8 protein-coding genes are annotated in these 14,735 nt (G+C 26.3%); 4 read left to right on the top strand and 4 right to left on the bottom strand.

Translation table 11 applies throughout. The annotated features are described in order from the left end of the window. Positions 1 to 6: 6 nt before the first annotated feature. On the bottom strand, positions 7 to 1,770 hold the full coding sequence (locus KI686_RS05420; RefSeq protein ID WP_237588248.1) for a porin family protein: 1,764 nt from the start codon (positions 1,768 to 1,770) through the stop codon (positions 7 to 9). Positions 1,771 to 1,797: 27 nt separating this feature from the next. Then, positions 1,798 to 4,848: a tetratricopeptide repeat protein gene (locus tag KI686_RS05415; protein WP_237588247.1), complete on the bottom strand. Its 3,051-nt coding sequence runs from the start codon at positions 4,846 to 4,848 to the stop codon at positions 1,798 to 1,800. A 164-nt stretch (positions 4,849 to 5,012) separates the two neighbouring features. Between KI686_RS05415 and KI686_RS05410 the strand changes: the two genes are divergently transcribed. The 3 genes from KI686_RS05410 to KI686_RS05400 are packed head-to-tail and all read left to right on the top strand — an operon-like array spanning position 5,013 to position 7,385. Continuing rightward, complete coding sequence (locus tag KI686_RS05410) at positions 5,013 to 5,699, top strand: cell division ATP-binding protein FtsE (RefSeq protein ID WP_237588246.1); 687 nt, start codon at positions 5,013 to 5,015, stop codon at positions 5,697 to 5,699. Continuing rightward, the gene (locus tag KI686_RS05405; RefSeq protein ID WP_237588245.1) at positions 5,699 to 6,577 is read left to right on the top strand and encodes a glycosyltransferase family A protein; all 879 of its coding nucleotides are present in this window, start codon (positions 5,699 to 5,701) and stop codon (positions 6,575 to 6,577) included. The genes KI686_RS05410 and KI686_RS05405 overlap by 1 nt, the downstream gene beginning before the upstream one ends. Beyond that, on the top strand, positions 6,570 to 7,385 hold the full coding sequence (locus KI686_RS05400; RefSeq protein ID WP_237588244.1) for a 2OG-Fe(II) oxygenase: 816 nt from the start codon (positions 6,570 to 6,572) through the stop codon (positions 7,383 to 7,385). The genes KI686_RS05405 and KI686_RS05400 overlap by 8 nt, the downstream gene beginning before the upstream one ends. Positions 7,386 to 7,387: 2 nt before the next feature. On the opposite strand, the gene KI686_RS05395 is transcribed toward KI686_RS05400, so the two are convergent. Beyond that, positions 7,388 to 8,467: a glycosyltransferase gene (locus KI686_RS05395; RefSeq protein WP_237588243.1), complete on the bottom strand. Its 1,080-nt coding sequence runs from the start codon at positions 8,465 to 8,467 to the stop codon at positions 7,388 to 7,390. Between the two features lie 122 nt (positions 8,468 to 8,589). Continuing rightward, positions 8,590 to 12,684, bottom strand: coding sequence for a hybrid sensor histidine kinase/response regulator transcription factor (locus KI686_RS05390; protein WP_237588242.1), 4,095 nt, complete (start codon positions 12,682 to 12,684; stop codon positions 8,590 to 8,592). 445 nt (positions 12,685 to 13,129) lie between these two features. On the opposite strand from KI686_RS05390, the gene KI686_RS05385 reads away from it, so the two are divergent. Beyond that, positions 13,130 to 14,590 (top strand): arylsulfatase, encoded by a 1,461-nt coding sequence (locus KI686_RS05385; protein ID WP_237588241.1) that lies wholly within the window; start codon positions 13,130 to 13,132, stop codon positions 14,588 to 14,590. The last annotated feature ends 145 nt before the right edge of the window (positions 14,591 to 14,735 follow it).

Here is a 14,735-nt window from a genome sequence, read left to right as displayed (position 1 = left end):
AAAATATTAAAAATCAAACTTATAAGTAACACCACCTAATATTTGAAAACCTTGTGTGTTAAAATTTGCAAACCTTTGATAGTTTGTGTTTAATACGTTATTAAGTTTTAAGAACGCAGAAAATTGATCATTAAAATGATAACCACCATTTAGGTTTACATCTACAAAAGCATCAACAGTTTCTACATCATTAATTTCACCTGTAAATAAACCACTATAAAGAGCGTCTTTTCTTTCACTTACATAAAAAATGTTAGTTGAAGCAAACCATTTGTCTTCTTTGTATTTGGCAGAAAAAGAAGCTTCTACAGTTGGTAAATTCCAATTTTCTGTAGCATTTTCTAATTTGTAATTATTATATATTCCTTGTACTCCTAAAGTTAAGTAATCAGAATATTCATACTCTAATTCAGTAAACAAAGTGGTTGTTTTTACATCATCATAATAAACACTAAAAGAGTTACCGTATTCGTAACCATTTAAATTTATACCATTATAAGTGTTAGTAGTTCCGTTAGATTTAGAATAATTTCTTAAAAATAAAGGTTTATTTTCTTCTTTTTTAGAACTTAATTTGATGTTAAAATTAAAATCTCTACTAATTTTTCCGTTAAAGCCTACAAATAAGTTAGAAGTTTCTAAAGTTTGAGAAATAGATTGAGTTGGTGAAATATAAGGATTTTCTTCTGTAAATTGTTTGTATGTATTTGTATGTAAATTACTAGTAAAACCACCATATATATTTAAATACTCTTCTACAATTGGCGATTGAATTATCAACTCTGGTAACACATAAAAGTTATTAGAACTGTTTTCAGAATCAAAAGAAGCAGCAACGTTTACACCTGCATTAAATGTGATTCCTAAATACTCCATATTGTAATTAGGGTTTAAATTGATGGTGAAAATGGAATATTTTATTTCATCATCAACATTATAACTGTTTTTAAATTTTCCGTTTAAAAGTTCTAAAGAAGAGTATAAAGCAATATCATTAAAATCTCTATTAAAAAGATATACAGGCAAATCTAACTTAGAATTTAATTTAATCAATACTTCTGCACTTTTATAAGTGTCTGCAAAGTAAGAAGTGTTTAAATGTATATAATCTATATAAGAATCGTTAAAAGTAAACTCTCCTTTAGCATTAAAATAGTTATAAATTTGCTCTTCATCTATATTATTTATAGTTGTTTCTGTATAAGTTATATCTGGCAAACCATACCAATTATAAACATCTCTTTCTGAGTTAAGAATAACTTTCCAATCAAAATAATGATCTATTTTTTTATAAGAAGCATTGATGTCAAAATTAGTATAATTGCTATTTAAAACAATGTCTTTAAGATTGTTTGTAGATGATAAATACTTTGTACTTAATTGAAACTCGTTATTATAACGATCAATTTTACCTAAAAAGGCTTCAAAATAAGGCGTTCCGTAATTACCATAACCAGCAGCTACATAATTGTCGTAAATAAATTCTTTAGAGCCAATTTTTATACCTTTTACAGCACCACTTTTAGGTATAAATGTTGATGCCACTGGTGCAGATTGTATGGTGTATTTTAGTTTTTTCTTTTCATTTTTTTCTAGAAGAGAAATTGTTGGGTTCTTTTTTATTTTTTTTGCATCAGCAATTTTAGGGTTGTATTTGGTAACAACATTTACAACCTCTGTTTTTACGGTATCTATTTTTTGTTCTTTTTGTTGAGCTTTTAAACCCAAGAAAGTGAAAAACATTAAGAATATTGAGAAACTCTTTTTCATTAATTATTATCTTTTTTTAGAGTTTTTTTAATTTTGATTATCTGCTTTAATTGGAACTACAGAATTATTAGTTTTTGCTTCGTTCTGTTTAATTATCATTAATTCTTTTTTAGCATCTGCTACAATATCTTTAAACTGACTGAAGTTTTTAATGATGTTTTCTAGCACAAAAGTTGCTTGATAAATATCATTTAAACCATAAAAGTTTTTACCCATTATTACATAACTTTTTACGCCCCAATATTTGTAAGAAGAGTAATTGGCTATTAAATTTTCAATAACTTTATTAGATGCTTCGTAATTTTTTAATTCGTGTTTAAAAAAGGCATTATAATAAAGTGCTTCTGTTTTTAATTCTCCTGTTGCATTTTGTTCAATTTTTGTGTAATACTCTTCTGCAGTAGCAAAATCATTATTTTTATAAGAAGAACGAGCTATTAAAATTTGAGCATCGTATTTTAAATTACTATCTAATTTATCTTTTTTAAGAATTTTATTAGCATAATCTATAGTAAGGTTATAATTAGCAGTTTCGTAATAGCTTTTCATTAAATTACTTTGGGCAAATAATATGTTTTCTGTAGAATAAGCTTCTAGTTCTAATCTAACCAATAACGGAATTGCATTTTGGTACTCATTTTTTTCAAGATAGATTAAAGATAATTTACTAAGTGCATCTTCGCTAAAATCATTCTGTTTTGCAATAACTATGTTGTAATGCGTAATTGCGTTGTTATAATCTTTTGTTTTAAAAAGAGTACTTGCTAAATAATAATTGGCTTTAAGTTTATGAATTCCATTAGGAAAATCATTGTTATATTTTGTGAGGCTTTTTATGATATCGCTACTATTTTTGTTCTCAAAATATTTTTTTTCTGCAATTGTAAATGCAGTATTATCTAATTCTGCATCTGTAACATTAACAAAGTTTAAAGTATTAATCCAACTAACATATGCGTCTAGATTATCGTTATCTATATAAATGTTTTTGGCATTTGTAACTGCCTCAATTGCATCTGTTGTGTTAGGAAATTTACTAGCAGTTTGTTTAAAGCGCTCTAAAGCTTTATCATTTTGGTTATCATTGTAGTATAACAATCCTTGGCGAACTAAGGCTTTGGGGATAAAAATACTATTTGGATGTTTTTCTATAAGACGATTATAAGCTAAGTGAGCTTGTTGTGTGTCTTTTAATAATGTATAAGTGTTTGCTAATTGATATAAAGCATCATCTTTTAATGAAGAAATATGATACTCATTTATTACTTTTTTAAGCGCATTTATTTTATCTTTATTATCTTCTGTAAAACCATAACTCATACCTATTTGATACTGTGCATAATCAGAATCTGAACCAGCGTTTTGTACAACTCTATAATAAGCATCAACTGCACTTTTGTAATCTCTTACGGCATAATAACCATCGCCTAAGCGTGTATATGCATCGTATTTAATTTCTGTTTCTATAGTGTTGTTTATTAAAAAGTTTTCGAAATATTTAATAGAGCTACTGTATTCTTTTAATTTAAAATAACAATAACCTATGTTGTAATCTAATAAAGAAAATTCATTATTAGTTGTATTTACTTCGGGTTTTAAAGAGGTAAATAAAGCTAATGCTTCGTTGTATTTTTCTAATCTAAATAAAGCTTCTGCTTGCCAATATTTAGCACTATTTTTAATTTTAGAATCACTAGATTTTTTACCTTCTATAAAGAAAGAAATTGCTTCTTCTAATTTAGAATCATTAAATAATTGAATTCCTCTGTATAAAGAAACTTCAGATACAAAAGCCGCATTATTTGTAGATTTTTCTTTCTTTAAATATTGTAAAGCTCCTTCGTAATTTTGTTGATGTAAAAAAGACGAAATAACTAAGTTATTAATTTCGTTATATTCTTTAGATTTAGGATAAGCTTTTAAGTAATCTTGTAATACTTCTGCAACACTTTTAAAAGGATTACCAGCCTCGTAACTTAATTTTGCATAATTTAAAGCAGCATCTTGTTTTATGTCTGTATTAAAATCCATTTCAGAAGCTGTTTTAAAAGCGTTTAAAGCTTCTGTTTTTTTATCTAGATTAAGGTAACACTCACCTAAATGATAATATGCGTTTTGAGAAACAAAGTTTTTTTCATCAATAATTTTATTAAAATTATTAATTGCATTTTCAAAATCGTTTTGTTTATAATAAGCATATCCTAATTGATAAAAATCAGTATTATTCCATTTTCCTTTTTTGCCCGTGTATGCTTTTAAATAAGGAATTGATTCGCTATATTTCTCTAAATTAAAATAACTCTCTCCAACAATTTTAGAAATTTCAGAGATTTCATTTCTTTTAGCAGTCTTTAAAAGTTCTGTACCAACTTTTACACAATGATCAAATTTACCTGCTTTAAAACTAATATCTAACAAATAATAGGTAATTTCTGCACTATAAGTTTTATCATCTGCAATTTCTTTTAGTGTAGATTCTGCAATACCAAAATCTTCTAATTTGTAAGCAACAAAGCCGTAATAATATCTAGAATCATTACCGTATTTAGGATCATTAATTAAAGGTAAAAATTTCTCTTGAGCTAAAGCATAGTTTTTAGTAGCTATATAAGCGTAGCCCATTTTAAAATTAAGTTCTTTTTTTTCTTCTTTAGACAGCACACTAGCATCTACTTTTTTATACCATTTTAAAGAATAAGAAGCTTTTTTATTAGCAAAATAATAATTAGCAACATTAAAAAAAGCGGTGTTTTTTTTGGTGCTGTTTGGGTTTTCTGCAATAAAATTAAGTACTTTTTTTTCTGCCTGTGGCTGTTTTAATTTAATGGCACACATAGCATCATAATAAGAAGCATCAGACTTTAAATTAGAATTTTGATAAGTAGATGTTTTATTATTGATGTTAGCAAACACTTTTTGTGCTGCAGCATATGCTTTGTTGTTATATAATTCTAAACCGTTATTAAAATCTTTTAAAACGGCATTTGTATTTATTACAGATTGTTGGCTAAAGCCAGTAAAACCTATTAATAAAATAAAGAAAGTAGTAAAACGTTTTCTAGTAGAAACAAATCTCATACAATATATTTTGATACTCAAGATTAATAACGTACAATTTTTAATTTTGTTTGATGTAGAAAGAAAAAATGTATAAAAAACTTTATAGTCAAAAATAAGAATAGTTTATAATTCATAGTAAAAAATCGTTAGAAACTTTTAAGTTTGTAGAAAGTAGTTGATATATGGAAAAAGCTGTATTGTATTTAGAAAATGCGGATATCTATCAAAGAGATAATTTAGTTTTGTCTAATGTTAATTTAACGATTAATAAAGGAGATTTTTGTTATTTAATTGGTAAGACAGGTAGTGGTAAAAGTAGTTTAATGAAAACTCTTTATGGAGATTTAAAATTACAAAAAGGAATAGGCTCTGTTGCAAGTTTTGATTTAACAAAAATAAAAGAAAAAGATATTCCTTTTTTAAGAAGAAAAATAGGAATTGTTTTTCAAGATTTTAAATTATTAAGTGATAGAAACGTTTTTGCTAATTTAGAATTTGTTTTAAAAGCTACAGGCTGGAAAGATAAAACAAAGATTACTGCAAAAATAGAAGAGGTTTTAGACAAAGTAGGTATGAAACCTAAAGCTTATAAAAATACTTTTGAACTTTCTGGAGGAGAACAACAAAGAATAGCAATTGCAAGAGCTTTGTTAAATGACCCAGAATTAATTTTAGCAGATGAGCCAACAGGTAATTTAGACCCAAGAACCTCTTTAGAAGTAATGGAACTTTTAAATAACATTCATAAAAGTGGTAAAACTATTTTAATGGCTACGCATGATTATCAGTTAATTGTTAAGTACAAACAAAAAACGATAAAATGTGAAGGAGGAGAATTGTTTGAAGTTGCCCAAAAAGTAAACGCATAATGTTATCGGTACTAATACCAATTTACAATTACAACTCATACAATTTAGTTAAAGAATTACATCAGCAATTATTAAAAGAAGCAATTTCTTTCGAAATTATTTGTTTAGATGATGCATCTAAAAGTGATTTAAATTTAGAAAATGAAAAAATAAATAAACTACTTTTTTCTAGCTTTTCTATTTTAAAAAAGAATATTGGCAGAAGTGCAATTAGAAATTTACTAGCATCAAAAGCTAAGTTTAATTGGTTGTTATTTTTAGATGCAGATGTTTTACCAACTTCTTCTAGTTTTATAAGCAATTATATAAAACACTTTAATACTAAAAATACTGTTTTTTGCGGAGGTTTAAAATATCAAAACAAAGAAAGTATTAAAGGTTTATTAAGATATAAATATGGTAAAAAACATGAAGAAATAAGCGTTGAAGAAAGAGTTAAAAACGCTGAAAAATATTTTTTCACCTCAAATTTTTTAATAGAAAAAAAAGCTTTTTCTGTCATAAAATTTGAAGAAAAATTATTGAAATATGGTAGAGAAGATTTTCTGTTTTCTATTGGTTTAAAAGAAAACAACTATAAAATTACACATATAGAAAATGAAGTTTTTCATTTAGGAATAGATAATAACAGTGCTTTTGTAGCAAAAACTAAAAATGCTATGGAAAACCTTATTTTTTTATCAGAAGAAGGTTTGTTGCAAAAAAAAGAATTATCAATACTTAACTTTTTGAGCTTTTTATCTGTTGTTAAAATTGATTTTCTTTTGGCTAAAATGACTCTTTTTTTTGAAAAAAAAGCAATTGATAGAGGATCTGTTTTTTTCTTAAACTGTTTAAAAATTTGTTACTTGTGCCAACTAAAAAATAAAAATGAATAGAATTGAAATAGCTGATTTATTATACGATAATTTGTATAAAAATAAAGAAAAACTTAAACAACAATTTGTTGAAAGTAGTAATAAAATTGGCTTTTTTTATTTAGATAATTTGTTGCCTAAAGATATTGCTTTATTAATTTATAAAAGTTTTCCTGATGTAAAAGAAACTGTAGAAAGAAACAGTTTAAGAGAGCATAAATTTACTGCTTTTCAGATGGATAAATACAACGCTATTTTAGAGGAAGTTATTTATAGTTTTCAAGAACCTAAAATAGTAGATTTAGTTTCTAAAATATGTGATTTTAAAGAAATTTCTGCTGATAAAAATTTATATGCAGGCGGATTATCTTTAATGGTAAAAGACAATTTTTTAAATCCGCATTTAGATAATTCTCATGACAAAGACAGAAATAAATGGAGGGTTTTAAACTTATTATATTACGTTACTCCTAATTGGCAACAAGATTTTGGTGGTAATTTAGAAATTTGGCCAAATGGTTTAAAAGAAAAGCAAACTACAATAGAAAGTAAATTTAATAGATTGGTTGTAATGGCGACTCATCAAAAATCTTGGCATTCTGTTAGTAAAGTTACTGCAGATAATGTTAGGTGTTGTGTATCTAATTATTATTTTTCAGAAAAGGCATTGTTGCCTTCAGATAGTTTTCATGTAACTACATTTAGAGGTAGACCAAAAGAAAAAATGAAAGACATTGCCTTACAATTAGACAACAAAATAAGATCTGCAGTAAGGGTTTTATTCAAAAAAGGAGTTAGAGAAAATCCACATCAGTATAAAAAGAAGTAAAATTAATTTTTAAAGATTTGCAATAATTTTTCTTCTTGTTTTTCCCAAATTAATTCTTCTTTTGCGTTTTTTAATTGTGTAGAAAAATCTTTGTTTAATAATTTCTCTATTTGATTTGCAAGATCTTTAGGTTTTCTGCTTTTTACAACTTCTCCAACATTATAATCAATTGCAATTCTTTTCATTTCAGGTAAATCAGAAACCAATATTGGTATTTCTGCTTGTATGTAATCAAATATCTTATTAGGTAAAGCAAATTTATAATTTAAGCCAAGATCTTCTTCTATACTGATTCCTAAATCTGCTAAAGTTGTAAAATGATGCAATTTTTGAGAAGGTATTTTGCCGAGAAAATAAACTTTTTCTTCTAATTTTTTTATTGCAACAAGTTTTTTTAAATCTAAAAACACATCACCATCACCAATTATAACAAGAATACAATTTTTTAAATAAGGTATGGTATCTATCATAAGTTCTAAACCTCTACCAATATTTACTGCACCTTGATATAAAATTACTTTTTGCTGTTTTTTATCAAAAGGAAACTCACTTTTTTCTATCACTTTTTTAGTTGGTAAGTTTAAGATTGTTTTAAAATTAGAGTTGTATTTGTCTTGATAATAATTGGCGATACTTTTACAAACGGTGTAATTGTTTTTAATTTTAGGTAGAATTAATTTTTCAATTGTATTCCAAAATTTTTTAACTGAGGGTTTGTTTATCAGTTCTGGTATTTCAGGAAATAATTCATGACTATCATAAACAAGTTTTGTTTGCTGAATTTTATGAAGTAAATAATTAGGTAAAAGTGTGTCTAGATCGTTAGATAATAAAATGTCTTTTTTCTTAAAAAAAAGAACACCAAAAAGTCTTAAATTATATTCTGCATAAAATAAAAACCCTTTGTTAAAAAGTAACGAAATTCTTTTGGTTTTATAATCTCTGCTTAGCGGAAGACTATTGCTAAATTTTCTACCTATTAAAAGAATTTTAAAGCCATTATTGTGTAATGTTGTACAAACTTTGTGTACTCTTTGGTCTGTTGATAAATCGTTTGTTACAGTAACAATAATCTTTTTCAAATCCTATTTATTTTTTGCAATATAAAAAATAAAAGAGGTAGATTATAACGAAGTAGCAAATTGATTACCAAAAAAAGTACCTCTTAAAACAATTTTTAAGAGGTTTTTTTAATGTGTTGTTTTTAAGTAGAATAAGTGTTTTCTTCTTCTTGTTTAGAGTCTTTATTCTGTTTAATGTACTCAGATGGGCTAATACCGTATTCTTTACTAAAACATTTGCTAAAGTACTTTTGGTTGTTAAAACCAGTCATGTAAGCAACTTCAGAAATATACATGCTGTTTTTCTTTAAAAGTTGTTCTGCACGTTTTAATCTAATTTGCTTTATAAAATTAACAGGTGTTTCATTAAGAATAACTTTTAATTTTCTATATAAATTAGCTCTACTCATACCTACTTCCGAAGCAAGAAATTCTACACTAAACAAATGATCTCCCATAGATTTTTCTATAATACAAACTAGTTTTTTAATAAACTTTTCATCATTAGATTCTATGTTAATTTCAGAAGGGGCAGCAGTAATTACCTTGCTATATTCGTTTTTAAGTTGCTTTCTAGAAATTAGAGTGTTTTTAACTTTCCATTTAACAAACTCCATACTAAAAGGTTTTTCAATATAATCATCAGCGCCCAAAGAAAGACATTCTATTTTGGTATCTGGAGAATTTTTTGCTGTTAACATAAAAATAGGAATGTTTTTTATTTCTGGGTTTTCCTTCATTCTATTTAGCATAGAAATTCCATCTTCTATAGGCATCATTATGTCACTAATAATAAGTTTTGGTTTTTCTTTAATTATAGTTTCATAACCTTCTTTTCCGTCTGAAGCTTCTATTATATTAAAATGACTGATTAATTCTTCTTTTATCATAGATCTTAATTCAGAATTATCATCAACAATTAAAACTTTTGGTTTTGTATTATTTTTTGAATTTGTTTTTATGTCAAATTCAGAAGAAACTTCTTCAATTACTTGAAATTCTGAATTTTTTATAAAGTTTTTAAGCAGTGGAGTGTTTGTTTTTATAATTTCGTTCTTGTGATACCTTTTTTTACTAATAGGTAGATAAAGGGTAAATTCTGTAAATTTATTTTCTTCACTTTCCGCAAGTATAATTCCGTGATGTCTTTCGGTTAGTTTTTGTACCAACTCCATACCAATACCTGTACCAGGGATTTGATTTGTATAAGTTTTAGTTGCTTGATAATATCTATCAAAAATGTATTTTAAATCTTTTTCTGGTATTCCAACACCATTGTCTCTTACCACACATTTTATATATTCACTTTTAGGAAGGTTTAAATTTATAAGTTCTTGGCTTTCTTCTTGAATTAGTTTTGTGTAAATATTTATTTCTCCTTCTTGTTCTTGAGTGTATTTAAAGGCGTTTGATAATAAATTAAATAATATTTTTTCTAAAATATCTACATCATACCAAGCCTTTAAAGATTTTTCATCTGAAGTATAATTATATTTTATTCCGTATATTTTAGCAAAATCATCAAAAGCACTTTTTATAATACTAACATCTTTTATAATATCATTTTTAGAGATGTTTAATTTAAATTTACCTTGATCAAATTTTCTGATATCCATTATTTGATTTATAAGTCTGTGCATTCTTAATGTATTGTTATAAATACGTTGAGATGTAACCGGACTTAGAGTGAATTGTTTTTCTTTAACTACCTTTTCTATGGTGCCTAATATAAGTGATAAAGGTGTTCTTAATTCGTGAGAAATGTCTGTAAAAAAAGTCATTTTCATTTTATTAAGTTCATTATCTTTTTCTCTACTAACTGTTTCTTTAACAAGGTTTTTCTTTAGTTTGTACCATCTTCTAATTAATATAATACCGACAAAAATTATTATTAAGCTACTAAAAAAATATGCAAAAATTGCCCATTTAGATTTCCATAAAGGAGGCATTATAGTAAAAGATAATTCGGTAGGAGTTTCGTTCCAAACACCATCACTATTAGAACTTTTTACTTTAAAGGTATAAGTGCCAGAGGCAAGGTCATTGTAATTAGCATTTCGGTTAGAGGCATTTGTGTAAATCCAATAATCTGTTAAACCTTCTAACATGTATGCGTATTCGTTTTTATTAGGTGTAGTAAGGTCTAGAGAAGAAAAATTAACTACTATATTATTTTTATCATAAGGTAAAATAATTGGTTGATTTGAGTTGTTGTTTATAAGGTTTAAAGATTTTTTTTCAGAACTATTAATGTCTTCGTTTTCTGTTGCTCCTAAAGTAGAAAAACTAGTAATTACAGTTTTTGGGAGTTTACTTTTTTGTGTAAAGTTACTACTATATACAGTGTAAAAACCGTCTGCACAACCAAAAAAAAGTGTGTTATTAGTTTCGTTAGAGGCACTAGAGTTGAATAAGAATTGGCTCTCTTTTATACCGTCTTCAATTTTAAAGGGGATGAATTTTTCGTTTTCTACATCAAAACGAATTAAACCATCTTGTGTACTTAGCCAAATGTTGTTATTATGATCTTCTTTTATAGCAGAAATGGTGTTAGAAGACATTCCATTTAGTTTTCTAAAGTTTTTAAAACTATTAGTCTCTTTATTGTATTTGTTAAGTCCACCACTTCTTGTGCCAATCCAAATATTATTGTTACTATCTTCATGTAAACTTAAAATAGCATCAGATGTTAATCCGTTTTCTTTAGAAGGAAGAAACTCTTTAATTGTCTCGTTGTTTAAGTCAATTTTAAAAAGTCCTTCTCCTCTTGTACCAATCCATAAATTATGGTCTTTTGTTAGGAGAAAAACAGAGGTGTGATTTTCAGAGAGTTTTGCAATAACTTTTTCTTTAAATTTAGATATTTCATTTTCAGTGTTAATAATATCAACTCCTTTATTCCAAAGACCTACCCAAGTTTCATTTTTATTGATAACCGCAATATTTGTAATTTCATTTTTATAAGATTTTATTTTTGATAATTTTAAATTCTCATTTTTAGGATTATAAATTTCAGACTTATAAAGTGTGTTATTAGAAGCTATAAAAAGACTGTTTTTTTCGAAGGTTTTAGAGATGTGGTTTATGTTGGTAATACTCGAGTTGATTTTTACAGATTTACCTGTTGTTGTATTGTACTTGTACAATCCACTATTCATACCAGCTAAAATAGTGTTAGGCGTATAAAAAAGTAAGCTGTTTGCAAGGTCATTGTCTTTTTTAGATGGAGTTTCTATTTTATTATACTCAAAAATAGAAGACCTTACTCTGTATTTGTTTATGCCTTTTAAAGATCCTATCCATAGGTTTTCAAAAGAGTCGAAAGCAATAGATGTTATAAAGTTGTTTTTTAAATTTCCATTTTCAGATTCTTTAGTAAATTTTAAAAATGTATAACTATTGTTATTTCTAATTCCTTTATATAAACCATTTTCAGTTCCAATCCATAAATCTAAATTTTTCTTATTTATAACTAATGATGTTGATTGTATTTTTGAGTCATCTATAATGTTTGAGTAATGTTCTAAAGTTTCTAGAGAAAAATCTGTTTTATTATAACCTAAAATTAAAAGCTTATTTTGGGTTAAAACAGCAAAGCTGTTGTTTCCAAAGTTTTTAATAGAGATTACTTTTTCTTTTATGTCTGTGGTAATTAATTTATTTTCTTTATTTAGAAAAAAAAGTCCTTTTTGAGATCCAATCCAAAATCTAGCAAATTCATCTTCTATTAAAGAGTTTACAGGTTCTTTAATTTTAAAAAGTTCTCTACCATTTTTAATGTTTTCTTTTGGGTCTATTTTAATTAAATCAACATCTTTTAAATTAGCGAAAATTTTCCCTTTAGAGTTTTTATATAAAACCTCTGTAGTAATGTTTTTATTAAAACTTTTAAATTTATTGTCTTTTCTATTAAAATAGATAAGATAGCTTTCGCTACCAATCCATAAATTTTTATCGTTATCTTCAATTATCGAATTAATATTATTGTTTGGTATAGAGTGTGGGTCAAAAACATCTTGCTTGTATGCAACTAAATTGTAACCATCATATTTGTATAAACCTGTATTGCTACCAATCCATAAATAACCAATACTGTCTTCAAATAAAATATTTACTTTTTTATTAAAAGGTTCTCCTTGTATGATTAAATCATTAAAATAAGTTTCGTTGGTTTGAGAATAGCCAAATTTTATATTGATTAGAATAAAGATAAAAAGTATATGTTTTAAAGCTTTCATTATTTTAGGTTAGTTTAAAAACTATATTTTATTATTTAAGAAGTTGCACCGCAAAAGTATATAAAAATTTTAAACATTATCTATTTTACCTTTAAAGTGTATTATTTTAACAGAGTATTTATGTTGCGACTAAAAGTACTTGTTTGTTGCATTTTTTTATTTAATTCTCTCTAAATTGTTGTATTACAGTTTTTTGTAGGATTTTTTACTTGTTCTTTTTTGTTTTTTTCTATTTGTGATTTAGAGGTGTAAAAAAAATGATTTTTTTGTCTAGATATTTATTAGAAATCCCTTTTTTAGGTGTTATTTTTATATTTTATAGTAAAATGCAACATTATTAGGGTGTTTTTTATATTTTTTTTATACTCATTAGTAATACTTTTGAGCAGTATCAAAAAAGTGAAACCTTTAAGAAATCAAATGTATTTGTAGAAAAAAACTTATTATGAATAAAATTTTAAAAATATGCTCTTTATCTATTTTAGTTTTAACAGCATTTTCTTGTAATCAAAAAAAAACAATAGAAAAAAAGACTTCTGAGTCAGAAAAAAAACCTAATATCATTTATATTTTAGCAGATGATTTGGGATATGGAGATTTAAGTAGTTATGGGCAAGAAAAGTTTAATACACCAAACATAGATAAGTTAGTTACCCAAGGTTTAATGTTTACGCAGCATTATGCAGGTAATACAGTTTGTGCTCCATCTCGTTCTGCTTTATTAACAGGTATGCATACTGGGCATACTCCAATTAGAGGTAATAGAGAAGTTCAGCCAGAAGGGCAACATCCAATTCCGGATAGTACTTATACAATGGCAGAGGCATTAAAAAAAGGAGGTTATGTAACTGGAGCTTTTGGTAAATGGGGTTTGGGTTATCCTGGTTCTGAAGGAGATCCTATAAAACAAGGCTTCGACGTTTTTTATGGATATAATTGTCAACGTTTAGGGCATAATTACTACCCTTATCATTTGTGGTCTAATAAAGATTCTATTGTTTTAAAAGGAAATGAAGGGAATGGTAGAGGGCAATATGCTCCGGAGTTAATTCAAAATAAAGCATTAGAATTTTTAGAAAAAAATAAAGACACTACTTTCTTTTTATATGTGCCTACTATTATACCGCATGCAGAGTTAGCAGCACCAGAAAATTTAATAGATAAGTATAGAGGTAAATATTTACCAGAAAAAGAATTTAAAGGTACAGATGATGGACCACAATATAGATTAGGTAAATACGAATCTCAAAAAGAATCTCATGCTGCATTTGTTGCTATGATAGAAGTAATGGATAATCAAGTTGGTGAGATTATGGATAAAGTAAAAGAATTAGGTTTAGAAGATAATACTATTGTTGTTTTTACTTCTGATAATGGACCGCATACAGAAGGAGGTGCAGATCCAAAGTATTTTAATAGTAATGGTCAGTTAAGAGGTGTTAAAAGAGATTTATATGAGGGTGGAATTAGAGTGCCAATGACTATTAGATGGCCAAATAAAATTAAGCCAGGAACAAAGACAGATTTAATTTCTGCTTTTTGGGATGTTTTTCCAACTTTTTCTGAAATTGCTGGTATAGAAGCGCCTGAAAATATAGATGGAATTTCTTTTTTACCTACTTTATTAGATAAACCAGAAGAACAAAAACAGCATGATTATTTGTATTGGGAGTTTCATGAAAGAGGAGGTAGACAAGCAATAAGAAAAGGAAACTGGAAAGCAGTAAAATATAATGTTAAAAAGAAACCTAATGCAACAATGCAGTTATTTGACCTTTCTACAGATATTGGAGAAACTAATAATATTGCAGATAAACATCCAGAAATAGTTGAAGAAATGAAGCAATTATTTAAAGAAGCAAGAACTCCTTCTAATGTGTTTAAATTTAACCAAGTTTCTTTTTAAAAGTTATAAAATACAGTAATATAAGGTGCTTGTAATTGGTAAATATAATTAGCCAATTACAAGTATCTCTTAAAAAAAAATAATTTTTCATATTGTATATGCGTCTAAAAAAAACATACTTCATTCTATTTATCTGTGTCTTTCA

The sequence above is a fragment of the Polaribacter sargassicola genome, assembly GCF_021991835.1.
In the GTDB taxonomy this organism is placed as follows: Bacteria; Bacteroidota; Bacteroidia; order Flavobacteriales; family Flavobacteriaceae; genus Polaribacter; species Polaribacter sargassicola.
Note: the sequence above shows the minus strand (reverse complement) of the source record. Positions and strands in the feature narration are given on the sequence as shown.

Bases quoted from the DNA above. Each gene is read 5' to 3' on its own strand.
- KI686_RS05420 (WP_237588248.1), bottom strand. From the start codon at position 1,770: ATGAAAAAGAGTTTCTCAATATTCTTAATGTTTTTCACTTTCTTGGGT.
- KI686_RS05415 (WP_237588247.1), bottom strand. From the start codon at position 4,848: ATGAGATTTGTTTCTACTAGAAAACGTTTTACTACTTTCTTTATTTTA.
- KI686_RS05410 (WP_237588246.1), top strand. From the start codon at position 5,013: ATGGAAAAAGCTGTATTGTATTTAGAAAATGCGGATATCTATCAAAGA.
- KI686_RS05405 (WP_237588245.1), top strand. From the start codon at position 5,699: ATGTTATCGGTACTAATACCAATTTACAATTACAACTCATACAATTTA.
- KI686_RS05400 (WP_237588244.1), top strand. From the start codon at position 6,570: ATGAATAGAATTGAAATAGCTGATTTATTATACGATAATTTGTATAAA.
- KI686_RS05390 (WP_237588242.1), bottom strand. From the start codon at position 12,684: ATGAAAGCTTTAAAACATATACTTTTTATCTTTATTCTAATCAATATA.
- KI686_RS05385 (WP_237588241.1), top strand. From the start codon at position 13,130: ATGAATAAAATTTTAAAAATATGCTCTTTATCTATTTTAGTTTTAACA.